At 64.9% G+C, this 20844-nt stretch carries 25 protein-coding genes, 1 tRNA gene and 2 pseudogenes; 18 read left to right on the forward strand and 10 right to left on the reverse strand.

The genetic code is table 11. The annotated features are described in order from the left end of the window. Positions 1 to 26 precede the first annotated feature (26 nt). A complete protein-coding gene (locus ACNJ7E_RS13240; RefSeq protein WP_007300339.1) occupies positions 27 to 149 on the reverse strand; it encodes a hypothetical protein in 123 nt (40 codons plus the stop codon). Between the two features lie 317 nt (positions 150 to 466). Here ACNJ7E_RS13240 and ACNJ7E_RS13245 point away from each other — a divergent pair, with 317 nt between their 5' ends. The 4 genes from ACNJ7E_RS13245 (at position 467) to ACNJ7E_RS13260 (ending at position 3770) form a co-directional block, all read left to right on the forward strand. Then, entirely contained in the window at positions 467 to 844 is a 378-nt protein-coding gene (locus ACNJ7E_RS13245; RefSeq protein WP_011599166.1) for a hypothetical protein, read from the forward strand. A 635-nt stretch (positions 845 to 1479) separates the two neighbouring features. Continuing rightward, positions 1480 to 1608: a hypothetical protein gene (locus ACNJ7E_RS13250; RefSeq protein WP_039952787.1), complete on the forward strand. Its 129-nt coding sequence runs from the start codon at positions 1480 to 1482 to the stop codon at positions 1606 to 1608. Positions 1609 to 3049: 1441 nt separating this feature from the next. Continuing rightward, positions 3050 to 3337 carry a hypothetical protein gene (locus tag ACNJ7E_RS13255; protein ID WP_167332392.1) on the forward strand — a complete coding sequence of 96 codons (288 nt, stop codon included), beginning with the start codon at positions 3050 to 3052 and terminating at the stop codon, positions 3335 to 3337. Then, positions 3330 to 3770, forward strand: a complete 441-nt coding sequence (locus ACNJ7E_RS13260) for a WhiB family transcriptional regulator (RefSeq protein WP_225857941.1) — start codon at positions 3330 to 3332, stop codon at positions 3768 to 3770. The genes ACNJ7E_RS13255 and ACNJ7E_RS13260 overlap by 8 nt, the downstream gene beginning before the upstream one ends. Before the next feature lie 852 nt (positions 3771 to 4622). Here the strand turns inward: ACNJ7E_RS13260 and ACNJ7E_RS13265 are convergent. From ACNJ7E_RS13265 to ACNJ7E_RS13285, 5 genes are all read right to left on the reverse strand, one after another. Beyond that, positions 4623 to 5144: a Dps family protein gene (locus tag ACNJ7E_RS13265; RefSeq protein WP_007300343.1), complete on the reverse strand. Its 522-nt coding sequence runs from the start codon at positions 5142 to 5144 to the stop codon at positions 4623 to 4625. Beyond that, positions 5141 to 5269 carry a hypothetical protein gene (locus tag ACNJ7E_RS13270; protein ID WP_257226535.1) on the reverse strand — a complete coding sequence of 43 codons (129 nt, stop codon included), beginning with the start codon at positions 5267 to 5269 and terminating at the stop codon, positions 5141 to 5143. The genes ACNJ7E_RS13265 and ACNJ7E_RS13270 overlap by 4 nt, the downstream gene beginning before the upstream one ends. 32 nt (positions 5270 to 5301) lie before the next feature. After that, positions 5302 to 5454: a hypothetical protein gene (locus ACNJ7E_RS13275; RefSeq protein ID WP_225857940.1), complete on the reverse strand. Its 153-nt coding sequence runs from the start codon at positions 5452 to 5454 to the stop codon at positions 5302 to 5304. 306 nt (positions 5455 to 5760) lie between these two features. Beyond that, entirely contained in the window at positions 5761 to 6318 is a 558-nt protein-coding gene (locus ACNJ7E_RS13280) for a CBS domain-containing protein (RefSeq protein ID WP_007300345.1), read from the reverse strand. A gap of 328 nt (positions 6319 to 6646) precedes the next feature. Continuing rightward, positions 6647 to 7087: a hypothetical protein gene (locus ACNJ7E_RS13285; RefSeq protein WP_418340089.1), complete on the reverse strand. Its 441-nt coding sequence runs from the start codon at positions 7085 to 7087 to the stop codon at positions 6647 to 6649. Between the two features lie 35 nt (positions 7088 to 7122). Here ACNJ7E_RS13285 and ACNJ7E_RS13290 point away from each other — a divergent pair, with 35 nt between their 5' ends. Beyond that, a complete protein-coding gene (locus tag ACNJ7E_RS13290) occupies positions 7123 to 7500 on the forward strand; it encodes a hypothetical protein (RefSeq protein WP_011599159.1) in 378 nt (125 codons plus the stop codon). Positions 7501 to 7871: 371 nt separating this feature from the next. On the opposite strand, the gene ACNJ7E_RS13295 is transcribed toward ACNJ7E_RS13290, so the two are convergent. Further along, complete coding sequence (locus ACNJ7E_RS13295) at positions 7872 to 8432, reverse strand: IS5 family transposase (protein ID WP_007296963.1); 561 nt, start codon at positions 8430 to 8432, stop codon at positions 7872 to 7874. Between the two features lie 883 nt (positions 8433 to 9315). Here ACNJ7E_RS13295 and ACNJ7E_RS13300 point away from each other — a divergent pair. From ACNJ7E_RS13300 to ACNJ7E_RS13315, 4 genes and pseudogenes are all read left to right on the forward strand, one after another. Beyond that, positions 9316 to 10863, forward strand: coding sequence for an MFS transporter (locus tag ACNJ7E_RS13300; protein WP_007296964.1), 1548 nt, complete (start codon positions 9316 to 9318; stop codon positions 10861 to 10863). A gap of 166 nt (positions 10864 to 11029) precedes the next feature. Further along, positions 11030 to 11434: pseudogene (locus tag ACNJ7E_RS13305) on the forward strand (MFS transporter); the annotation flags it as partial. Then, positions 11395 to 11805: pseudogene (locus tag ACNJ7E_RS13310) on the forward strand (helix-turn-helix domain-containing protein); the annotation flags it as partial. The pseudogenes ACNJ7E_RS13305 and ACNJ7E_RS13310, both read left to right, overlap by 40 nt. A gap of 230 nt (positions 11806 to 12035) precedes the next feature. After that, a tRNA-Ile gene (locus ACNJ7E_RS13315) sits at positions 12036 to 12109 on the forward strand. Between the two features lie 125 nt (positions 12110 to 12234). Here ACNJ7E_RS13315 and ACNJ7E_RS13320 read toward each other — a convergent pair. Both ACNJ7E_RS13320 and ACNJ7E_RS13325 read right to left on the reverse strand, forming a co-directional pair. Beyond that, positions 12235 to 12525, reverse strand: a complete 291-nt coding sequence (locus tag ACNJ7E_RS13320; protein ID WP_007296967.1) for a DUF4193 domain-containing protein — start codon at positions 12523 to 12525, stop codon at positions 12235 to 12237. A gap of 19 nt (positions 12526 to 12544) precedes the next feature. Then, entirely contained in the window at positions 12545 to 12877 is a 333-nt protein-coding gene (locus tag ACNJ7E_RS13325; RefSeq protein ID WP_007296968.1) for a WhiB family transcriptional regulator, read from the reverse strand. An 885-nt stretch (positions 12878 to 13762) separates the two neighbouring features. On the opposite strand from ACNJ7E_RS13325, the gene ACNJ7E_RS13330 reads away from it, so the two are divergent. Beyond that, a complete protein-coding gene (locus ACNJ7E_RS13330; RefSeq protein WP_172652412.1) occupies positions 13763 to 13909 on the forward strand; it encodes a hypothetical protein in 147 nt (48 codons plus the stop codon). Positions 13910 to 14225: 316 nt separating this feature from the next. Here the strand turns inward: ACNJ7E_RS13330 and ACNJ7E_RS13335 are convergent, their stop codons facing one another. Next, a complete protein-coding gene (locus ACNJ7E_RS13335) occupies positions 14226 to 14540 on the reverse strand; it encodes a hypothetical protein (RefSeq protein WP_007296970.1) in 315 nt (104 codons plus the stop codon). Between the two features lie 316 nt (positions 14541 to 14856). Here ACNJ7E_RS13335 and ACNJ7E_RS13340 point away from each other — a divergent pair, with 316 nt between their 5' ends. From ACNJ7E_RS13340 to ACNJ7E_RS13375, 8 genes are all read left to right on the forward strand, one after another. Beyond that, positions 14857 to 14982, forward strand: coding sequence for a hypothetical protein (locus ACNJ7E_RS13340; RefSeq protein ID WP_255314991.1), 126 nt, complete (start codon positions 14857 to 14859; stop codon positions 14980 to 14982). A 652-nt stretch (positions 14983 to 15634) separates the two neighbouring features. Then, positions 15635 to 16759: an Lsr2 family DNA-binding protein gene (locus tag ACNJ7E_RS13345; RefSeq protein WP_442792413.1), complete on the forward strand. Its 1125-nt coding sequence runs from the start codon at positions 15635 to 15637 to the stop codon at positions 16757 to 16759. 315 nt (positions 16760 to 17074) lie between these two features. Continuing rightward, on the forward strand, positions 17075 to 17431 hold the full coding sequence (locus tag ACNJ7E_RS13350) for a hypothetical protein (RefSeq protein WP_007296972.1): 357 nt from the start codon (positions 17075 to 17077) through the stop codon (positions 17429 to 17431). Between the two features lie 58 nt (positions 17432 to 17489). Then, positions 17490 to 17660, forward strand: a complete 171-nt coding sequence (locus tag ACNJ7E_RS13355) for a hypothetical protein (protein WP_007296973.1) — start codon at positions 17490 to 17492, stop codon at positions 17658 to 17660. Between the two features lie 67 nt (positions 17661 to 17727). Further along, on the forward strand, positions 17728 to 17898 hold the full coding sequence (locus ACNJ7E_RS13360; RefSeq protein ID WP_007296974.1) for a hypothetical protein: 171 nt from the start codon (positions 17728 to 17730) through the stop codon (positions 17896 to 17898). Positions 17899 to 19350: 1452 nt separating this feature from the next. Further along, the gene (locus ACNJ7E_RS13365) at positions 19351 to 19500 is read left to right on the forward strand and encodes a hypothetical protein (RefSeq protein ID WP_418340086.1); all 150 of its coding nucleotides are present in this window, start codon (positions 19351 to 19353) and stop codon (positions 19498 to 19500) included. A 63-nt stretch (positions 19501 to 19563) separates the two neighbouring features. After that, positions 19564 to 19887, forward strand: coding sequence for a transposase (locus ACNJ7E_RS13370; protein ID WP_418339244.1), 324 nt, complete (start codon positions 19564 to 19566; stop codon positions 19885 to 19887). Next, positions 19887 to 20804, forward strand: a complete 918-nt coding sequence (locus ACNJ7E_RS13375) for an IS3 family transposase (RefSeq protein ID WP_418339243.1) — start codon at positions 19887 to 19889, stop codon at positions 20802 to 20804. Before ACNJ7E_RS13370 ends, ACNJ7E_RS13375 begins: the two co-directional genes overlap by 1 nt. The last annotated feature ends 40 nt before the right edge of the window (positions 20805 to 20844 follow it).

Raw genomic sequence — 20844 nt, forward strand, 5'->3', positions numbered from 1 at the left:
GGTGCGGTGTTGACGCCAGTGTCGCATCAGCTCTTCCGCTTTCGGGTGAGTAGAATGGACGCGATCGCCTTCTCTCGCTTCTCCGCCCGGCGCTCCTTGAGGGCTCGTGCGGACTGTTTCGAACTCTTGACGGCGGACTTGTCAGCCATTGTCGGTCCTTTCCGAATCGGCAACCGCGAACTGACCTCGACCATACCCAACAAAAGAAATAAGTCCAGTTCAGCGGCCGATTAGAGGCGGTTCGATGATGCGCGGGCCGTGACGACGGCGTCGGTTGGTGCGTCGGCGGGCTGTTCCCCGATCCGAGGTACTCTCACCCCCTGTGGCGTCCGATCCGGTCGCGTGCGACGTCCGCCGGGAGTTTCCGAGGTGCAAGGCGCGCAGGAAATTTCACGGACTTGCTTATTTCTTCCCGATGGCTATGGTGCAGGGCAGCATTAGTGGCATCTATTTGGAGGACTGAAATGTGAGTGCAGCTACCGATCGTCAGTGGGCGGTTCGTGACGCTGTTCTGCGTTGGCTTCTTGCGAAGACAACGGAGGGTTATCGCAGCCCGATTCTGGACGCGGATGCCATCGGATCAGAGGTCGGGTGGGTGGCCTCGCCGCTCACCCGCGACGAAGTCGTCGACGCCTCGATGTTCCTGTTCAAGGAGAACTATGTGACAGGCGTGCCGGTGATGGGGATCGGGATTCCACGACCGATGCTGACTGTCGCGGGACGTCGGGTGGCCAAGACCGGCAAACCGCTGAGGTACAAGGTCGACGCTCACGAGGCGAAGGTGCGCCGGCGTCTGGCGGCACCGCTCGCAGAGACATCCGCGACAACGGCGGCAGTGAAGTGAAAGAGAGAATGACTCGACCGGTCACTCGACGATGAGTACGTGAGCACGGGGTTGAGCGCGGAACCTGTGCGGTCCGCGCCGTCGTCGGCGCAGACCACGCCGGCACCGACGAGGTTACCCAGTCCGGTCGCGCCGCGAGGTATGTGTCGTATCCGCGTACGCACACTCCGTCGCGAAGGACCGACCCATCGGTCGACTATTTGATTGGTTAGCGATCGGTACGGCCTGGACCGTATGTCGGCGCCGGGCGGCCAGGGTGCATCACCGAAAACTTCGGAAGGATAGCAGAATTCATTGCGGTCCTACTGGATGACAGGGTGCTCCGAATATCGTAGCGTGGGCGCTGGAAGGATCGGCCAAGGTGCGCAGGGCGAGCTACAGTTTCGCCTGCCCGTCGCCGTTCGCGCGGCGGCGGGCACGTTGTTCGCTGGTGAGGGTGTAACGGTCGGCAATGACTTCGCGGCCTTCTCGTGGCGTTCATCATGAGTGTGAGACCCGACCACAGGATTCCGTCGATCCTCGCCGGTGCCGGGTCGATCAGTATCGACCCCGCGGGCTGCGAGTGAACTGAGCCCCACCACATTACGATCCGCACCGGCCGCCGCATTTGGCCCGCCCCGAGGAGGACCTGTCCCGTGAACCTCAATGTCGCCCTGCTGCTACTTGTCCTCGCCGGCGGAATCGGTGGCACCGCCGCCGTCCAGGCCGCGTTGCGCCGCGGCGCCGATCGCGGCCGGCGTGCGGTGTTCCACGTCAACGGCTGACCAATCCTTCTCGGCGCCGGGCCCCCGGGGGCCGCGAAGGGAAGAGGATGAGCGATCCCGCGATGGGGGGTGGGTCTGATACGGGCGCTGCCGCGCATCCCGTGCCGGCCCACTTTCATTCGCATGTCCGTGCCGCCGGGTGCGTGTGGGCCCGGGCAGATGCCTGGCCGACTTCGTCAACCCACGGCACTGCGGATCCCACCAGGATGGCGAACACGGCTTGCGCGGAGAGTGGCGCCGTGGTGTCGAAAGGGCCCTGCACGACGTCGAGGTGCACGATCAGGCCGATCCCTGGCGACGTCGTCTATGGCGACGATATCGAGGGTGCCGGCGCCCGAAGTTTTCGGCGGTGGCCAGTCGCCGACGACCGTTTGATCACTACCCTCGGCGCCAGTCCGCTCTTGGATTGGTCTTCCGGATGCAGCCGCATGGGGGCGTCCCGTGTGACCGCCGGTGCAGGCTGCAGCTGTGAGTGGCGGTGATGGAGACCAGGACGTTCGGATCGCTCGGGTCCTCCTTTCGTCTGCCGGCCCGATCGCCACGGGGACGAGGGTGTGATCACCGGAGTGTTCCCGTCCGAGATGCATCCGGCGAGGTCCTCGATTGCGGTTGTCCCGATCGCCCTGCCGAACTTGCGTTTGAGAGCTGCCCGCACCGTCGACGCTGATGCACCCTGGTGTGCGCGGTACACCTGGTCTACGCCCCGCTGGATGTTCGCCGCGACGACGGGCACCAGATCCGCCGCACACCCGATGTCTATGCGCACCGCAACCTCGACCACATCAACCTCGATCCTGGTGCATCACCGCACGCTCACCTTGAGAGTATGAGAGACGCAGGATGACTCAGCTGCCCATTCGTCGTCGATGGCTGTGGTGCATGCTATCGCGGCTGAGATCTGTCGGCCGGAGGCTGAATCCGGTTCCTTCCTCGGGTCGAGAGCGTCCCGATCGACCCGGCAGGGGGTGCATCGCACCGTTCGGAGTGGGTGCCGCGCGCAGGAGTCGACCACTGCGACGAACACTGTCAAATCAGGCACCGCTCGGCGAAAGGCGTGCGATGGATCGTTCGCTAGTGGTGTCAGCTATCACAGAGGCCGGAGGCCTCATCGGATTTACCCCTGCACAGCCAGAGTCATCCGCACCATTCGCCGAATTGAACCGCGCGTACACGCCGCGTATCGGTGTCGGGTCGCAGATCGGCCACGCCGCCGTGCGTGGTCCGCGACACAAGACCGAGCACCCCATCAACGGTCTCACCCACGACACCCGTGCTTTACCTAGGTAAGGACTAGGTAAAGGCCGGTGGTCTCTGGATGTCCCTTCATGGAAGCTGGAGCCACGGACGATACCGGGCCGTCAACAGTGAGACGCGAGACATCGCCCCACCGCGCCGACGTCACCTGTATCGCAGTACCGCCCGATGTAGCGAAAGGACTCTCATGCCGACCGACACCTCCGCAGTACCCGGACGAGGGCCTTCGCCGCAGGCCGCGGACGCACAGTTGCTGTCCGCCGCGGCTGCAGTTCTGGCCGAGCAGCGCGCCTGCAGCCATGACGCCGGCTTCGATGCTCTCCTCGATGTGGCGCGCCGTAGCCACGTCAGCGTCACCACCGCAGCTGTACGAGTCCTGTCGCGGCCGTCTGCGGATCGCGGTGGCCGTGAGCAACATCCCCGTGCAACAGCGCATCTGCCGCGCCGCGACGGCGGCGGTGGTGTCAATGGATAGGAATCCGCCGTTGTCGATCCCGAAGGATCCGCCCTTGGTGGCGGTCACCGTTGATTCTGGTGAGTGGCGGGTGCGTGCCGCGTGTCGCGGCGCCGATCTGTCGGTGTTCTTCTCCCCCGACGGCGAACGGCGCGGCGCTCGCGATCGGCGTGAAGCGCGGGCCCGGCAGATTTGTCAGGTGTGCCCCGTGCTGGTGCGGTGTCGCGATCACGCGCTGACGGTGGGTGAATCCTATGGCGTGTGGGGTGGCATGACCGAGTCGGACCGACGAAAGCACACCCACCGTGCCCGCCGCGGTGAGCGTCGACCGCTCGGGTCTTTCCATGAGCGGCCTGTTGGCGCTGCGTCGGGGGTACGCCGGGCCGCGTTCACCGGGTCGTTCGACCGTGCGTACACCGGTGGGGCGTCGAGGGGTCGCCCCACCACCGGGTGACAGCCACGCCGACCTGGACCGGGCCGATTCGTACCGTCGGACGCTTCGGCGAGGCACGGAAGCACCGTGGGCATGACCCCGGCATCGTCCTGGCGGCCCGAAGGTCAGTCAGATGACGGCTCGAGATCGAGTTTTCACGCATCGTCGACAGAGCCGAACGGGTACCGCAGGCTGCACTTGATCGTGTGGATTCCGGTGTCCTGTGGAGTGCAGACGGTGTTCGTCGAAATCCAGATCTGCAGACCATTGCGATGAGTTTCTGGGTGAGTTTCGTGCACAGGTATTTTGCGGGCGAAGACCGCGTACACCGTCCCGGTTGACCGGAACTCCACCGGCGGTTTCCCGCCACGCGGTACCACCGCGCACGATGTACAGGGTGACATCCACTATCCACGGCGGCATTCTTCTCGGGTCGCCTCCCGCGACCTGCCGTGCCACCGGTGCAGGCAATCGCGATTCGAGGGGCGCCCACTCTGCGTCGGTGACCGACGACGAGTACACCGCGCAACCATGTCCCCCCGGGCACAACGAAATCGGCGATGATGAGATTGTGGGCTCCTGTTGGGTCGGTGATCTGGTGATCACCGACCCAGCCAGGAGCCCACTTTCTTCGATTCTCGGCGAGGCACAAAGCGTGCCAGTTCGAGTTCTCACACACACTGTGGCGCAGCCGCTTGGAATGACCCGCAACCGATCATTGGGCGGCATGGACTGTCGTCGCACTCGGGCTTCCCGTGCTGGGGCGATTGGAGTGCGGCATGCAAACGCGATCGTTATGGCATTGATGGCCGAGACCGCCGGTGCCGATCGTTCGGCGCGGCCGCCTCCTCTTTTGCTCACCGTCTGGTGGAGCTATCCGCTGAGCAACTGTCCGAGTCGACGGCGCTGGGCAGATGGTTGTGCGCTCTGGGCCTGCCACATCCAGTGCAGTTGCTCGAGTCGGGCGGTGATGCCGATCAGCAGGTCCTGGGTGACCGGGTCCGCCTTCTCGGTGGACTCGATGCGAGCCCGGAACCGCTCGATGACGGCGGCCAGGTTCGCGACGATCGTCTCGACCACCTCGGTGTCGGGTGTCCACCCTGCGGCGGATCCCGTGGTACCCGCGTCCGCGGCCACGGTGGCCCCGCGGCCGTCCGGGCTGACACCGATCGCGGTGGCGCGCTCGGCGGCCTCATCGGTGAAATTGCGTGTGACGGTGGCTAGCTCGTCGAGGGAGGGGTGGACCGCCAGGAAGTGGGGTCCGATGACATTCCAGTGGGCCTGTTTGGCGATCAGGCTCAGGTCGATCAGGTCGACGACGGTGCCCTGCAGTGCCTTGCCGGCGATCCGTTGCTGCTCGGCGTCGAGGGCGGTGGTGATGGGGGTAGGGGTCATGGTTGCTCCTGACGTTTTCGTAGGTCGGTGTCGGGGTCCTTGGTGTGGTCGTCCAGGCCGATGTTGTCCCGATTGTGCTGTCGGCGTGGTGGGGGATCGTGCCCGTCGGTGAGTTCGGTACTCACGTGTGCTGCGGGGTGTCCGGCGCTCTGCGCTCTCAGGCACTGCCTGCGAGAAGCGGAACCGTGTTCTCCTCAACCTCGCTGAGCCGGTGTGCGAGCACTGAACCGGCGTTTCCTCCCGGGGCGCCGTGATCGGTCTCGGGGGCGAACATCACCTCGAGATGGGCCTTGATCTGGCGCGTGCTCATCGATCCGCCGTGGGCGAAGGATCGATGGATTGCCGCGGCGGGCGTGCGCGATCGGTACATTCCTCTTCTCTCTCTTTCTCGGCCTCCGGGCCGCTACCGGCGCAGGGTGGCCGTGCGTGCGGCGCAGCGTCACGACGGGGGACGCGATCAGAGTGCCTTCGGCCACAGCCAGGTGGCGTGGCCGCGGACTGATCACTCGGGCCGTCGGGGCGATGCCGAAACACCCTCATCGCGCACTGAGTCGCGGCGGTGCAGTGATCACCGTGGCGCGCTGTTGCCAACAGCTTGTGCCTGATCGACCACCACCTATTCTTCAGTGGCAATGGACACTGTGCGGGTGCCCGGTACGGTCTTGCTCAACGCGATCGCGATGCGGCGTTCGGATTCGTCTGCGAAGGGGCCTGCGAGGGTGACGCGGCCCTCCTCGACCGTCACGCGCCAGCGTCCGTCCCCGGTATAGTCGTCGAGGCAGCGTTGCGCGCCCACGGCGATCGTCTCGTCCGGTTTGAGCATCAACCGCACCACGTCACTGCGGCTGAGGATGCCCACTACCCGCCCGTCGATATCCACGACCGGTAGACTGCGTAGTCCCTGCTGAAGCAGCATCTGGCTCACATCGGCCAAATAGTGGTACATCGGCGCAGCGACGGCGGGTGCAGTCATCACCTCGCCCACCGTCTCCGAGCACGTTTGTCCGGCCCGCAACACGTCTCCGCTGTTCAACATCCCGACCAACCGGTCGTGGTCGTCGACCACCGGCACCGCCGCGAACCCGTACTCGGCCAGTAGCACTGCGGCCGTGCGCATACTGTCGGATTGGCGCACCACTCGAACCGGTCGCTGCATCACGTTCAACACTCGCATCGTCACCACTCGTTTCAGTCGATCCGGCACCCAGCACTAAACTGCGCCGGAAGTTGGCCCCCCGTTAGGTCTCACGCGGATGCAGGCCGATGACATTCGCCGTGTTTCCAGAACACTCTTCAGCGCTCCGTGAGCCTTTTCCGATTCTGTTTATGAGCGGAAAGGAGGGAAGCCCGGCGAGGTCCTCACCCCACGTAGCTGGAACCCGAAATTTGCTAGTCCGTGATGGGGCGAGTCGGCTTTTCTCTTGGCCGAGCGTCGGGTGCGACATTCCAACCCTCAGGCAGTGACGAGGATGGCAGGTAGGTGGCGATGCTCCAGGATGACGTCAGCTCTTACGCTTTCGAATGAACTGAGTCGATTCGAGGGCCTTCGCTCTCTTCTCCGCCCGGCGCTCCTTGAGAGCACGTGCAGACTGTTTTGAACTCTTGACGGCGGACTTGTCGGCCATTGTCGGTCCTTTCCGAATCGGCAACCGCGAACTGACCTCGACCATACCCAAATAAAGAAATAAGTCCAGTTCAGTGGTATATTCGGGGAAGGGCACGTCTACCGAGTCACGCGCAAAAGGGCCGGTTCGGAGTGCGTCGACGGTGACGACGGGATCGGCTAGAACGTTGTCACGGGTCTGTTTGCCGCGCGAGATGCCCTGCGCCTCAGTCGCGCCCGCGCCGACGAGCTTGCGGCATCGACCGGGGCTGTTCTGAAATCCTAAGACGCGCAGAATAGTTCGATACTTGTCTATTCCTTGCCGACGGCTATGGTGCATGGAGGCATCAACGGCATCTACCGGAGGACTGAAATGTGAGTGCAGCTACCGATCGTCAGTGGGCGGTTCGTGACGCTGTCCTGCGTTGGCTTCTTGCAAAGACAACGGAGGGTTATCGCAGCCCGATCTTGGACGCGGATGCCATCGGAGGAGAAGTCGGGTGGGCCGCGTCGGCGCTCAGCGACGACGAGGTGTACGACGCCGCGAACTATCTCTTCACGGAAGGCTATGTGACAGGCATGCCGGTGAAGGGTCTCGGGATTCCACGACCGATACTGACTCTTGTCGGACATCGTGTGGCCAAGACAGGCAACCCCCTGCGGTCCAACGCCGACGCTCGCGAAGCTAAGTCGCGCCGACGCCCGCCCTCTTTTGCAGAGGCATCCGTGACGACAGCGGGTACAACGAAGTAGAGACGGCTCCGCCCGTCATCTGACTATGCGTACGTGAGCACGGGGTCAAGCCCGCCGAAACAGTGTCCGACCATCACCACACCCGAAGGGAAGTTGACATGTACACCAACGTGGCACTGCTGCTGGGGTTGCTCGCCGGAGGAATCGGCGGCACCGTGGCCGTGCAGGCACTTCTGAGGCGGCCCGGCAGACCGGGCCATAGGGCATCCTCGGTGATCCACTTGGGCCATGTTTCTTAGAGCGCGTTTGAAAACCGTCAGGTTCGGGCGAGCCGCCTCGTCATGTGTCGCGATCGTCGCGATGTGAACCATGGCCTCGTGGTGGTCGGGTCTGGTTTCGTAGTCTCGCACGCAGTGGCGGTGCTTGTTGAGCTACGCGAAACTTCTCTCGACCACCCAAACGCGGGGTCGGACGTGGAAACCGGTGGCGCCGGGGATGCGTTTGATGATCTGCATAGGCAGGGCGAGAGCGTCTTTCGCCCAGACGGGCAGCCGTCCAGGATAAGCGCCGTCGGCCCAGACCAGCCGGATGGTGGAGAACCTGCCGCGCAGTGCGGTCAGGAGTCGGTGCGCGGCGTCGCGGTCCTGGATCGAGGCAGCGGTGACGACGACGGCGAGCAGCAGTCCGTTCACATCCACGGCAACGTGTCGCTTGACGCCGTTCGTTCTCTTGCCGCCATCCCAGCCGCGGCCCGATCGGGGCACGTCGACGCGCTGCGCGACCGCCTGCGGGTGCGTGACGGGCGGGCCCGGTGCCCGACCGCGGCGATCATCGACTCGCAGACGGTACCGGCCGCCGATACCGATGCGCTGCCACGCGCCGCTGTGGGACCAGCGGGTGAAGATCGCGTACACCGTCCCGGCTGGCGGGAACTCCATCGGCAGTTGCCGCCACGCGATACCACCGCGGACGATGAACAAGATGGCGTCCAAACGGCGGCAATGCTTCGGGTCTGCCGCCTCGGCCTGCCGAGATGCCGGGCGCGGGCAACAGCGGTTCGAGGGTCGCCCACTCTGCGTCGGTGACCGACGACGGGTACACTACGCAACCGTGCCCGCCCGCCGCGTGGGGCGGGCACGACCGGCATGGCGGTATCGGCGATGATGTCATTGTGGGCTCCTGGTGTAGTCGGGGACATGTACTCACCGACCCAACCAGGAGCCCTCATTCTTCGATTCTAAGCGAGGCACACGCCCGCGATCGCGAGTTCTCAAACACCCCTTAGCCATGAAGGCCTCGTTGAGATTTGCATCACAATGAACTGTAGGGGCGCCAGCCGTCCAGATTAGTGCCCTATATTGCGACCCTCCGCGGCCACACCAAGCGATGCGAACTCAGACCAACGAATAAACAGGTATCGGCTGCTGGTCATCGCGCAGATAGCAGCCTCCGCCAAACTTCGGTCCGACGCGTCAAGTTCGACGGCGCCTGCCCGCACAAAATTTGGTTCAGTCGGTAAGTCGTCGTCCTCGATAGAGGGGCGACCGACACCGACGACGAGGTGATCGCTCACTGCCGGAGGCGGATCGCGTCTCGCCGAAGCCGAGTAGGTCGCCTTACTGAACGATTCCTGACCGATGAGGTCTGTCCGCCGAGGCTACGACTAATCAACGAATCATTAAGCGCCCAAATAGGACCCCGATTTTCCGCAGTCTCAGGGCTAACGTCTGAAGTCGTCGAGAAGCGAAGGGCCGATCTGAGCCAATCCCTCGGCCTCCTTCAAGGGCAGCACACAGAAGCCATCCTCTCCCGGCGGCCCCGGTGTACGCGATCCCTGCAGACACGGTCATTAACGACTGAAAGGGCGATGTTTCAATGTCTATCAATGAAGCGCCGAGTGAGGATGGCTGCCCCGAGGGTCAAACTGACGGACGAATCCACGGGGTCCGACGGCAGATAGCGATCGTCGCGGTCATCCTGCTGTTGTGCGAACTCAACGCGATGGCTGTCGCAATGCTGGTACCTGGTCTACGCCCTATGGCAGCAGAGTTTCCGGTCGAAGGACTCGCCTGGACAATAACGATAGTCTCTCTGGTCGGCGCGATGGTGATGCCCCTCGGAGGTAAGCTGGTTGACCGCTTCGGCCAACGGCCGGTGGTTCTCACCGCCTGCGCGGTATTTCTGGTAGGAAGCCTGATCTCGGCGCTATCGTCGTCTTTCGCCTTGATGATCGTGGGTCGGGCACTCCAGGGGACGATAGCGGTGATGCCTGTGATCGCGTACCGGGTGTTCCGGGACTCACTACCACCACGCGTCGTCCCGATTGCGTTAGGGGCACTCGGAACTGGGTTCGGCGTCTCCGGACTGCTAGCACCTGTCATCGGGGGTGCGTTCGTCGATGGTCTGGGCTACCGGTCGATCTTCTGGTTCTTCTTCGCCTTCACGGCAGTGCTCGCGCCGCTGAGCGTCATCGTATTGCCCCGCACTCCTCGGCAACGGTCCGCTGAGGTCGGGCGAGTCGACATCCTCGGTGGCCTGCTACTGGCGTTGGGCATCGGAGGGATCCTGCTTGGGCTTGGGCAGGGTGACAAGTGGGGCTGGCTTGCGCCCCTAACCCTGCTGGTCATTCTCGGTGGATTTATCGCACTGGGCATGTTCGTGTTGGTCGAGAGCCGGGTTGAAGAACCCATGATCGACCTCCGGGTACTGCGCAACCCAGCCGTCGCGCTGACCCTTACAGTCGGTCTGGTTGGGTTCATGGCGTGCGGGATGATGGCGATCGCCCTCCCGCAGATGCTGCAGACCCCTTCCTCCACCGGCATGATGTACGCCTTCGGTCTCAGTGCGTTGATGGTCGGCCTGGCCCAGATCCCATTCGGGATCACGTCCATGGTGTTCGGACCGCTCGGCGGGCTGCTTACGAAACGCTTCAACCCGCGGGCGATCATGATCTCCAGCATGGCCAGCTTCGCGATCGGATCGACGCTGCTGGCTCTAGCGCACCACTCACTGGTACTTGTTCTCGTCTGGTTATGCGTTATGGGTGTCGGGTTCGGGCTCTTTTGGGCGGCCCAACCCAATCTGATGGTGGAGGCGGTGCCTCGGAAGTACACGGGAGTCTCGGGTGGGATCCAGGTCTGCTCGGTCTCGATCTCAACTGCTATCGCCAGTGCAATCGTGGGCGCCGTGCTGTCGAGCAATGTCGCGGACGTAGGCCCCGAAGGGCCGTTATACAACGACGCCGCGTTCACCACAATCTTCCTTGTCGGTGCAGGGAGCGCTGTCATCGCCCTGATAATTTCCATGTTTATGCGACACGGACGACAGCCCGCCACCGGCGGCGCCGCAACCGACCTCGAGCTGGACGTCGAGGGTGCTACTTTTGCACGTGTCGGCTCTGCCGACGGGCAGGGCCTCGCCTGATCGTCGGTCTCGCGGGATTTCACTCCGATCGAGCAAGTCCCCAGCGTGCCTTATCCTCGATCCACCGAACGGTTGTGGGTTGGTTAAGGCCCTGGGTGTCAGGGCGAGTTGAGACCAGTGGTTCACAGCAAACCCGCCTGCAGGGCGAGATACGGATCAACCCGCGATGACGTTCTCCCACGGTTTCGTGACTGATTCTCCCTCCTCCGCGCAACCTGATGGCGCCACGCCTCCGATCCCGAACGACCCAGGGCCTGCGGTTCGGACCAATGCCGTGGTCGCCGTGCTCGCCTTCGCCGGCGTGGTTGCCGCGGTCATGCAGACGCTCGTCGTGCCGCTGATCGGCGAGCTGCCCGAGCTGCTCGATACGACGCGCTCGAACGCGACCTGGGTCGTCACCGCAACCCTGCTGGCCGCCGCCGTCGCCACCCCGATCAGCGGACGCCTCGGCGACCTGTACGGCAAACGCCGCATCATGCTGGGCTGCTCGGCACTGCTTATTCAACCCTTCATCGTTACGACACCCGGGAGGTGGACTCGTCGTGGCGGCACCTCAACCTGGGCGGACGCGTCTGTGTGCTCACGATGCGCCGCCGGCGACTGCGGTGCCCCGAGCACGGGGTGCTGGTCGAGGCGGTGGACTTCGCCCGCCCCGGATCCGGGTTCACCCGCGACTTCGAGGACCTGGCGGTGTGGCTGGCCACCAAGACAGACAAGTCCACCGTGGCGACGTTCTACCGCATCACCTGGCGCACCGTCGGCGCGATCTGCGGCCGGGTCGTCGCCGACAAACTCGACCTCGACCGATTCACGAATCTGGTCGAGATCGGGGTGGACGAGATTTCGTGGCGCCGCCACCACAAGTACCTGACGATGGTGTCCGACCACGACACCGGCAAGATCGTCTGGGGCACCGAGGGCAAGCACGCCGCCGCGCTCGGCACCTTCTTCACCGACACCCTGCCCGCGGGGGCCGCGCAGCGGATCGAGGCGGTGTCGATGCCGCAACGGATTCTCGATCTGTTGGGAATGGCGTTGTATGCCGTCGATGAGGACGGTGGCGTGCGGCAGCTCTTCGGCCGCGTATGAGCACTGCCCCGCCGCGAGCGGGACGGGGCAGCAATGTGGAGATACCATCGCTACGCCCGCAGAGCGAGGGGTGGTGCGGTGATGGGGCGGTAGCTCAGTCGGTTAGAGCCGTGGACTCATAATCCATTGGTCGCGGGTTCGAGCCCCGCCCGCCCCACCGCGCCGCCGGGCGACCTTCGGGAAGGGCTCCGTCAGGGCTGCCGTGCCGGCGGAACGAGCGTGGGCAATGCGGACTCCGCTCAACCTGGCGATGGGCCGAGTATCTCGAGTGCGCTGACGTACTCAGGCGCAGTCGCGGCAGAGTTGTTGCGCAGCGTCGGCGAGGCGGCTGCGGTGGTGGACCAGAAAACAACTGGTGCATGTGAATTCGTCCGACTGCTTCGGGATGACACGGACGGTGAATTCTTCACCGGACAGGTCCGCGCCGGGCAGTTCGAACGACTCGGCGGTGTCGGTGTCTTCGACGTCGACGACGGGGGACTGGGTGTCTTTCCGGCTGGCGGTCAGCTGTTCGAGGGAGGTGTCCGGCTCGTCGGATTCGGTGACTCGTGGTGCGTCGTAGTCGGTGGCCATGGCTGTTCTACCTTCACGCTCAGGGTGTTCGGATCCGCCAGGTTAAAGGGTCCGTCGACACGACACGCTCGCGGGGTCGTGCCGGGCGGCGGGTGCGCCGGGTGTGGCGGGCGCGTTCGGTTTCGGACATGCCACCCCAGATGCCATAAGACTCGGTGGCGGTGAGGGCGTGCGCGCGGCAGTTGTCGAGCACGGGGCAGTCTTGGCAGATTTGTTTGGCGGCGCGCTCGCGCCGGGCGCGGACGTTGCCGCGTTCACCGTCGAGGGAGAAGAACATGTCGGTGTCGGTGCCGCGGCATGAGGCGCGGTGCTGCCAGTCCAGGTCGATGGGGTGGTGGAGATGATCAGGCACAGCAGATGAGTCGCTTTCGAAAAATGAACGGTGACACGATCGGCGGATCGCGCAGCGAGGTGCGCACGGTGCGCACGGTGCGGCTGGCGGGCTGTGGGCGGTCCCCGGCCCGCGCGTGTACGGCACATCGATGTGGGTGAGTGTGGGCTTCCTGTGGGCGCGGACGGTGTGGGATCGGGTGCGCACCGTTTCGTTGTGGTCCGGGAAGTGTTGTGCGACATGACCCCTCGACGCATCGCGGTTTCACTTCTGAGCCCCGGGGATGGGCGGTCGGGTTCACGACAGTGACCGACCGGGGTTCGGGACTGGTTTCGGTGCGCACCGCGCCCACACGGGTGGGGATGTCGGTGCGGTGATGCCTGGGCTCGACATCGGTGGATCCGGGAGGTGCCCGGATGCTCTACACCCGGCGCCCGTCTCAGGGGTTGGTATCGGGGTGTGTTGTCGAGCGTAGCGGCGCGGCACCCGATGCCGAAGAGAATCGCTGGAAAGTAACTGGCATCACATCCGTGACGTGGCCGTCTGTGCGGGCCGGCAGGCCGTCGGGGCGTCGGGTCGTCATCGGTCAGCCCACACCACGCGTGCTCGAGGTGTGCGGGCAGGGATTGGGCGATTGTGTCGGTCAAAGACGGGGGTGTGTGCCCGTCGTGCAGGCTTTCGGCTCGGTCCACGTGGCGGGCGGCCGTCCGGGAAGGTGGGGGTGTCGGCGGCGAGGAGGGTGTCGGGCCCAGGCCGGTGTGCTGGTGGTGGCCGGTCGATGGTTGGGGATGGTGCATGTAACGCCGCGGCATGTGAATCAGATCACACCTATGCGTGGGTGCTGGACCAGCCACGCGGGCCGCCGCGGTGGCGGCCCCACACCCGAGTGACGAAGGCAGATTTCTCATGGCGATACCCTCGACCCCGACGATGTCCGTGCCCGAATCCCGGACGTGGCGGCGGCCCGGTGTGATGAGCACCGCCGAGATCAAGGCGCGGGTCGAGGCCATGTACGCCGACGATCGCCGACCGAACACTCCGACCGCTCGCTGACACCTCGCCGGTCGGTACGGAACGGGATCGTAAGGGGGGCCGACGGCGGCGGATACTCGGCTGCTGCTCGCGGTGATCGAACGTGCCCAGAACCTGGTTGCCGTCTCCGACTACGACAGCGGTCGCCCGCTGTATCTCAATCCTGCGGGGGTGGCGCTGATGGGTTTGACCGACGATGGCGCGGTCGGGGCGCGCAGGCGCCGGAGTTCGTCACCGATGTGGGGGTGGTGCAGGCCCCGGAGATGGAAGCGGCCCTGCCCGCGCGGGGCCGATGGGAGGGCAGATCCGATGGGGGTGGTCAGTACGCCGCGGGGTCTCAGAAGTAGAGATTCGGGACAAACGCACCGAGTACGCCGGATGGCGGATTGAGGGCATGCTTTCGTCCCTGCGCATCGAGCTGGTACGCCGCGGTCTGTCCGTAGAATGAGACGCACTCGATGTTGTCGGTTCCGAAGGGGCTGAATGCGACCTTGTGGGTGCCGTTCCATGCATCGAGTGACCATGGGACCTGGAATTGGTCACTGCAGGGGTACTCCCCGTAGCCGGCGTCCTGCGCGGTGGCGGTCGGAGCGCACATTGCGCCGAAGCCGAGTGCCAATGCGCCTGCGGCGATGACCATCGTGCTCTTCATGGAGCCTCCCCTGCGAAAAGTATGAGCGGTCTGTTTATAGGAATCTCGTTGAACGGTGTACGCGGGTCCCCGCTGGGATGCGTGGTGTGCGAGACTGATTCGGGGTCTGTCGCGGCCGGCTCACCGTTTCAGGTGGGGATCGGGTGAGGGTATCGATGGTTCCGACGGTTCGCCTGTCGACGTTGACATAGTGGGTCAGGGGCAACCGAACAGCAGTGACTGCCCTCGTCGGGACGGCCCTCGATGACGGCGTGCGGTGGGCCGATCGGGTGCAGCTGTTCCCGGGGGTGAGCGCGAGCGATCCGGCCCTCGGCCAATGTTTCGCCATCAGATCCTCGCCGCCGCCCCGGACTTCGACGGGGTGATGTGCGGCTGCCGCAACCACCCCGCCGAACTCGTCCTGATGCTGCCCGCCGCGGAACCCTGGGCTCGACTGCACTGACCATTCGCCGAGTCCACTGACGCGGCTGACCGACCAGGGCACCGTCGACGAGGTGGTCACGGTCCCGGGTGAGGTCCACCACTTGAAATGTGTGGGTGTGGGAAGCGCTCGGCTTCCGTAGCCCGGGCTTCGGCAACGGATGGGCGTGGGTGTGGACTCGCATCCAGCACGGTGACACAGGGTTCATGCTTGGTGATGGGTTGGAGATCGGTTGGGAAAATGGGGTATCAGGTGATTCTCTATCTCTCGGTCTCCTCGAGGCCGTGGTTGGGGGCTCGAACACTTTCACGCCATTTCTGTTTGGGGCTGCGTTTCACGTCGTGGCAGTTCCGCGAATTCGGTGCATGTCGACGGTTCTGCCGTGATCCCTATTGATCGTCGGAAACGATTGCAGAGCAATAGAGTCCGTATTCTCTCTCCGATACGAAAAGAAGACCCAGGCCTATTTGGCTGACATGGTCCTGCAGTCGTCCGGCACCGTCGGCAGATGGTGCTCTGTGTGGTCCTGTCAGACGACAGGGTGAGGGCTACGGGTCTTCCCAGATCAGTGCGGCCCGCGTGTGATTGGTTGCCGTTTCATCGGCTGGCGGTGGGGGCGCCGAAATGCCGCTACTGTGTGTTTGACGATTGCCTGGCGAAATGGGGAGACAACGTGGCGGTATCACCGAGGGGTTCTGCAGGTTCGGCGAAGATGACGACCAAAGAGATTCGTGAGTGGGCGATCGGGGCGGGCTTGGAGGTGTCCTCCCGTGGCCGGATTTCGGTCGAGATCGAGCAAGCCTTCCATGACGCGCAGGCGAAGCCGGCTCCGGCTGAACCGGCGAAGGTGAAGAGGACGGCCGCGAAGAAGACGATCGCGGAGACGACGACGGCGAAGAAGAGGGCAGCAAAGAAGGTAGTCGGGGAAAAGGCCTCGACGAACAGGGCAGCGGCAAGCGGGGCGCCAACGAAGAAGACGACCAGGGAGATTCGTGCGTGGGCGATCGGGGCGGGCTTGGAGGTGTCCTCCCGCGGCCGGATTTCGGCCGAGATCGAGCAAGCCTTCGACGACGCGCAGGCGAAGACGGTTCAGGCCAAGCCGGCGAAGGTGAAGAAGACGAGTGCGAAGAAGGCAGCTGCGAAGACCACGGCCGCGCCGACCGCTCCGGCCAAGGCGGTAGCGGCGAGCACGGCGCCCGCAAGGAAGGCGCCCGCGAAGAAGACAGCTGCGACGAAGGCGTCCGCGGCGACCGCTCCGGTGAAGAGGTCGGCGGCAAGCACCGGTCCGGCGGAGAAGGCGGCCGTACAGAAGAAGTCCGCGGCGGCTCCGGTGACGAGTGCGTCGGTGAGCACGGCGCCAGCGAAGAAGACGACCAAAGAGATTCGGGAGTGGGCGATCGGGGAGGGGCACGTGGTGTCCTCCCGCGGCCGGATTCCCGCTGAACTCGAGCGCGCCTTCCATGACGCGCAGGCCACGAAGGCTCGGAGACGAACGGCGCCGGCCAGGAAGCCTTCCGCGACAAAGGCGGCCGGGAAGAAGACCGCCCCGCCGGCCGCTCCGGTGACGAGGTCGGCGACGAGCAAGGCTCCGGCGACAAGGACGGCCGCGAAACCGGCGGCCGCGGAGAAGGCTCCGGTGACGAGCGCGTCGGTGAGCAAGGTTTCGGCGAAGAGGGCGTCCAGGGAGATTCGGGAGTGGGCGATCGGGGAGGGGCACGTGGTGTCCTCCCGCGGCCGGATTCCGGCCGAGGTCGAGCGGGCCTTCCATGATGCGCAGGCAGCGTTTCCGGTCGCGTGACATTGTGGACACTGGCCTGATGGATTCGGCGGCCCTGTCGCCGGCCATCAGCGCAGTCATTCTCGGTCGGCCCGGCCTCTGTGGCGCAGCATTGGCGAGCCATCGGTGCTCTGTGCGGACATCTTTGCGCGCACAGCCAGAAGCGCGCCGGCGACGAGGACGGGGCCTGGGTGCTCCGGCGCTCCGTGGTCGCCGGCGGCCTCCCGCCGCGGCGCGGAGCCACCGACAGCCCTGGTCAGACGCGTCGGCACCGCACACTGTCGGCCATGCCCCCTACGCTGGGGGTGTGTTCGGTGAGGGAGGTAGTGGTGGGTGATGGCGAGTTTTCTTTCTTCGTCGGTGCTGACCGCTTCCCCCAGTGTCCGGACCGAGTGTGAACGGGAGGTCGACATTCATTCGATGAGCAAGGACTTTTATCTTTCCGAGATGGCCCGTGCCAATGAGAAGGCTCGGAAGGTGCTGCGTGTGCAGTGGGCGTTCCTGGGCGCCGCCTGCGTTTGCCTGGGGCTTTTCCTGGTGTTTGGTGCGTGGTGGTGGCTTCTGGCGATCGTCTTCGCGGTGGGGGCGCTTGTGTCGGCGACCATTCACCTCCGATTCGTGAGCCAGTCGAGGAAGGCGTCCCGGGCGTTGCATGCACTCGATGCGGCGGACTCGACACACCCGGAGAGCTGAACCCGATTTTTTCGGGTGGGTGGGGTGAACGCTCGGGGGTGCAGCAGACTTGTCCGGTATGACGGATCCGTTGTATGCCGACCTCATAGAACGTCTCGGTCGGGCGGTCGCCCGCGCCGCTATGGAGGGGGATCCGATGTTCGGCACGGTGGAGGTCACCATTGAGGAGTTGGCGGAGCTGCTCGAACGCCAAGTCCCTCCCCGCGACGCGGATGCTGCACCGCACTGAGGGTGGACTCTCGCGTCTGTCGTGCGGCTCGCTCTGGTTATCACCCATTTCAGGGCAGGATGAGGTCGTGGGTGATCGAGCCGCAGCAGACCTCGAGCGTGAACTCGCCATGCTCGCCCAGGTACGTCGTCGCCTCCGCGCGTCGGAGGGCGAGGATTTCCGCATCCCGACGACCACGGTCGATGAGGTTCTCGATGAGCTGAACAGCGTCGAACGATCACCGTGGGATCCGACGTGAATGTCGGGGCGGCACCCCGGGGTGCGGTGGTCGCGATGCAACTCACCGGTGGTGCCGAGGTGGTGGTGCCGGGGTGGTGCTGGTCGGTCCGGCGCCGGCAAACGACTCCCAGCGGAGCGGGTGTGGCCCGCAGACGCAGGGTAGATGGGGGATGGGGTTCCGGTGGGCGGGGGTTGCTGTTGCCGGGCCGCCATGGCAAGCGGGTGTGGTCTGCTCGGGTCTGTCGTAGGTGGATGTCAGAATGGGCGGCATGAGTTCTGGTGGATGGCGATGCCCGCTTCGGCGGGCGAGGGATGCGGTGCTCCTATCGCCGCCCCGGTGCGTCCTCATTCGGGGGTAGCGGGCCGGGGCGCCTGAGCGCTGAAAGGCACCGCCTTGTCCCGTACCGATGCGCATTCTCCGTATTGGGTTCGTCTTCGCCGTGGCGAACTTTCCATTGAACCGTTACACGCCGACTACCACGACGTGTGCGACCTCCCTGACCGGTGTCAGGAGGGTCGGGCCTGGTTGCCCGCGACGAAGTGCTTCTGGGCTTTCACGTACACGGGCACCAGGATCTGCTCGTGTTCGCTGTGCTACGACGGTGAGGGTCATGCTCGTGATCTCCGTCGTGAGCGTCGCCGTACCGCTCGTACCCTCGCGGCGGGGCGTCGCCGGTGGGATACCGGTGACACCAGGGTCTTCGACGACATTGTTGTCCCGCATCGCAGGCGGGACTGGTGGAAGTAGCCTCACGCTGCGGCCCGCATCCGTAGGTGGTGCGGGCGCGGGCCGACGGCCGAACTCGATGCCGTCGGGGCTACCGATGAGCCGGCCACGATCACGGTCTGTTCGTGCCCATTGCCGCCCAACCGTGCGGCGGAGTGGAGTTCGGTGCCGGCGTGGCCCGGTGCTTGCGCCATCGCCCAACCGGGCGGCGTTGTCCGCGGCCGGCGCCGACCGGACCGTCCCGGACATGTTGCCGTCCGGCCCGTAGTTGGCACACCGAGTCCGGAGCGGGCAGTCGGGGCCCGGGGTGGCTGATCGGCCCACGGTCCTCGAGGGTCGTTGCAGCGGTGGGTGTTCAAGACCCGGTGGGCGGCGGGTTGCCTTGTGCGGCGGACGTTCTCACGTGTGGTGTCTCAACGGGCGGGCACGCCGGCGCCGCGGCGGCAGTCGGCTCGATCGCCCCTGCGGCGATCGGTGCGGGAACCGCGAGACCGGATCCACCTGTTGCGCTCGCGGCCGCCCTTCTCCGCCGTATCCGAAGCGCACCCCAACCAGCGATGGAGGGAACACCCCGGTCCGGGCGCACGACGGTCCGACGATCCCGAACACCGTGTGGTCCGCTCATCGAGCGGTGAGGCATGCGGCGGGTGGCCGGCGCCCGAGCGGAACGCGGTACGCCGCCCCCGGCGTGATCTGGAAGGCTTGTCGGACTGTCTCGCCCATTGCTGAAGAAGAGGGATTGCTGTGAACGAACCCACCGGACGGGTTGGCCACCGGACGTATTGGATTCTGCGTGACGGGAATATCGACGTATCGGCCGATACGCGGCAGATGCGCGAGCACCGGTCCGGGACGCGCATCGTTGCCGAGTACGTGGGCATCTACGCCCACTGAGGTTCCCCCCGGAAAGTGGACACCGACTTGGCGGGACACCGGTCCCGCTGGAAGGATGTCCGTATGCCCCCTCGCAAGCGTCGGTCGTTCACGACCGAGTACAAGGTCGAGGCTGCCCACCGGGTGATCGACTCCGGTCGCACCATCGCAGAGGTCGCCCGAGAACTCGGCCTCAACGAGAGTCTGTTGGGTGAATGGGTCAAACTCGAGCGGCGCAGAATCGCCGCCGCAGAGTCCCACGGAGAGAAGCCTTTGGACGCGGCCGAACACGCCGAGCTACGCCGATTGCGAAGGCAGGTAAGCGAACTCGAGAAGGACAACGCTTTCCTGGTAAAAGCTTCGGCGTACTTTGCCGCGATGCAGAAGAACCGACCCGGTTCGATCTGATGGCCAAGTACGCCGGCCCCGACAACATCGAAGAGACCGCCGGCACCGCCGCGCCGGAAGGTGAACGGTTCTCGATCCTGCGGATGGCGAGACTGCTGGAGGTGTCCACATCGGGCTACTACCAGTACGTCAAGCGCAGAGTTGCCACGGTGTTGACGCCGAGGCAACAGCGTCGCGCCGACCTCGAAGTCAAGATCGTCGAGGTCCACCGGGAATCGAAGGGTACCTACGGGTCGCCGCGGGTCACGGCCGAGTTGCGGGCGCGTGGTGAGGTGGTGAACGCCAAGACCGTGGCCAAGATCATGGCCTCGCTCGGTGTGGAGGGCATCAGCCCGCGCACGTTCAAGGTCAAGACCACGGCGGTCGATCCGCAGGCGTCGTTCCCGCCGGATCTGATCGAGCGGCACTTCGATCGGGGCCGGCTCGATGCGGTCTGGTTTACCGACATCACCTACCTCACGTGCGGTGAAGGGGACATGTTCTTGTGTGCGATCCGGGACGGTCATTCACGGAAGGTGTTGGGATACAGCATTGCTAATCACATCAGCGCCGAGATGGTCACCACCGCCATCGATCGAGCCGTGGCCACGCGCGGTGGGCGGTGTCGCGAGACGATCCTGCATTCGGACCGGGGTGGGGAATACACTGCCCACCTGACCGCGGCGTCGTGTGTGCAGCACGGGTTGCGTCGGTCGATGGGTGCGACCGGGATTTGTTGGGACAACAGTCCATCCGAATCGTTTTGGTCGATCTTCAAGCATGAAGAATACTATCGGCACGTCTATGCAACGAAGGCTGATCTCGTTGCTGGCGTTGACAACTGGATTGTCTTCTACAACACTGTTCGACGGAACTCTACGGTGGGGATGCACAGTCCCGACAGCTACGAGAAGTTGCTTCAGGTGGAAGTCGCCTGAGGCACGCAACCCCCTTGTCCACCGTTCGGGGGGAACCTCA

The sequence above is a fragment of the Rhodococcus mengyinensis genome (assembly GCF_048381435.1).
Lineage (GTDB): Bacteria > Actinomycetota > Actinomycetes > Mycobacteriales > Mycobacteriaceae > Rhodococcus_F > Rhodococcus_F opacus_D.

Bases quoted from the DNA above. Each gene is read 5' to 3' on its own strand.
- ACNJ7E_RS13355 (WP_007296973.1), top strand. From the start codon at position 17,490: ATGACGGATCCGTTGTATGCCGACCTCATAGAACGTCTCGGTCGGGCG.
- ACNJ7E_RS13320 (WP_007296967.1), bottom strand. From the start codon at position 12,525: ATGGCCACCGACTACGACGCACCACGAGTCACCGAATCCGACGAGCCG.
- ACNJ7E_RS13330 (WP_172652412.1), top strand. From the start codon at position 13,763: ATGGCGATACCCTCGACCCCGACGATGTCCGTGCCCGAATCCCGGACG.
- ACNJ7E_RS13375 (WP_418339243.1), top strand. From the start codon at position 19,887: ATGGCCAAGTACGCCGGCCCCGACAACATCGAAGAGACCGCCGGCACC.
- ACNJ7E_RS13335 (WP_007296970.1), bottom strand. From the start codon at position 14,540: ATGAAGAGCACGATGGTCATCGCCGCAGGCGCATTGGCACTCGGCTTC.
- ACNJ7E_RS13255 (WP_167332392.1), top strand. From the start codon at position 3,050: ATGCCGACCGACACCTCCGCAGTACCCGGACGAGGGCCTTCGCCGCAG.
- ACNJ7E_RS13285 (WP_418340089.1), bottom strand. From the start codon at position 7,087: ATGCACCATAGCCGTCGGCAAGGAATAGACAAGTATCGAACTATTCTG.
- ACNJ7E_RS13280 (WP_007300345.1), bottom strand. From the start codon at position 6,318: ATGCGAGTGTTGAACGTGATGCAGCGACCGGTTCGAGTGGTGCGCCAA.
- ACNJ7E_RS13340 (WP_255314991.1), top strand. From the start codon at position 14,857: ATGTTTCGCCATCAGATCCTCGCCGCCGCCCCGGACTTCGACGGGGTG.
- ACNJ7E_RS13370 (WP_418339244.1), top strand. From the start codon at position 19,564: ATGCCCCCTCGCAAGCGTCGGTCGTTCACGACCGAGTACAAGGTCGAG.
- ACNJ7E_RS13300 (WP_007296964.1), top strand. From the start codon at position 9,316: ATGTCTATCAATGAAGCGCCGAGTGAGGATGGCTGCCCCGAGGGTCAA.
- ACNJ7E_RS13275 (WP_225857940.1), bottom strand. From the start codon at position 5,454: ATGAGCACGCGCCAGATCAAGGCCCATCTCGAGGTGATGTTCGCCCCC.
- ACNJ7E_RS13265 (WP_007300343.1), bottom strand. From the start codon at position 5,144: ATGACCCCTACCCCCATCACCACCGCCCTCGACGCCGAGCAGCAACGG.
- ACNJ7E_RS13240 (WP_007300339.1), bottom strand. From the start codon at position 149: ATGGCTGACAAGTCCGCCGTCAAGAGTTCGAAACAGTCCGCACGAGCC.
- ACNJ7E_RS13260 (WP_225857941.1), top strand. From the start codon at position 3,330: ATGGATAGGAATCCGCCGTTGTCGATCCCGAAGGATCCGCCCTTGGTG.
- ACNJ7E_RS13350 (WP_007296972.1), top strand. From the start codon at position 17,075: ATGGCGAGTTTTCTTTCTTCGTCGGTGCTGACCGCTTCCCCCAGTGTC.